Raw genomic sequence first — 1,038 nt, 5'->3', positions numbered from 1 at the left:
TCGGGCTCTTTCACTGAGACTAACGCAGCAGGTCAAGAAATTAAGTTTGATTCAGAAGGTACGGCATACATCAGTGCAGTACAGATGAACTACACCTTCAAATAATAGGATTCTCGGAGTAACCCAATGAAACATACGTTTAAACTATCACTGCTTTGTTCTGCGATCCTACTTGCAGGTTGTGGCGACAACACATCAAGCTCAGGCACAACAGATAAAGTAACGTTTGAATCGGAAGTTCAAGCATTGCTAGATCGTGGCACTTCAATTAGCTTTACTATCCAAGGTGCAAACGCAGACGTACCTGCCCCTTCTTACCTACTTATGGATACGTCAGATGGTACGCTTGGTCTGCCAACTAACGGTGATGATGCCCTTACTAATCCACGCGCATCAATGAACACAATGGACGGTTGGTCAACGTCTATGCCTATCGTTTTGAACTTTAACGGCGATGGCTTCGCTCCTGGCATGTTGGCTTCTGGCGTTAAAGTTATCAAAATCAACCAGCGTTTGACGGAATGGGACGGAAAAACTAACCCGATTTCAAAAGTCCTTGTTCAGAACCAAGATTACGTTGTTCAAGCCAATGGTAAATCTCTTTATGTTCAGTTTGCCGATTCTCTTGATGAATCTAGCGAATACATTTTCGCAGTCACACAAGACGTAACTGACGTTAATGGCGAGCCTATTGGCACCTCTTCAAGCTACGCGGTGGCAAAGAGCAAACAAGTTAAGTACGAATCAGGCGATCTTGCATCCGTACAAGCGGTAACAGAAGCTGTCGAAGGCATTTTTGGTCTAGCGCAAGTCAACCCAGCTGATATTGTCTACTCATCATGGTTCAGCACTCAATCTGTAGGTGACACGTTAGCGGCTGTTAAAGGTGTTACTGCGACAGGTTTTGCTACTGGCGCGAACACGCTAAATACCATTTACAAAAATGATACTAACGAGAATGCTGTCGACCTTTCTACTGCGTACACAATGGTGCTTGGTGAGACACAAGACTTTATGACAGCGTTAGATTCGGTCAGT

1 pseudogene is annotated in these 1,038 nt (G+C 44.6%); it reads left to right on the top strand.

Annotated features, from left to right (window positions below):
- Positions 1-126: 126 nt before the first annotated feature.
- A pseudogene (locus R8269_RS26240) lies at positions 127-1,038 on the top strand (lipase); the annotation flags it as partial.

Source organism: Vibrio sp. Vb0667 (assembly GCF_033391095.1).
The sequence above is the reverse complement of the archived record's forward strand: the minus strand, read 5'-3'. Positions and strand labels throughout refer to the sequence as shown.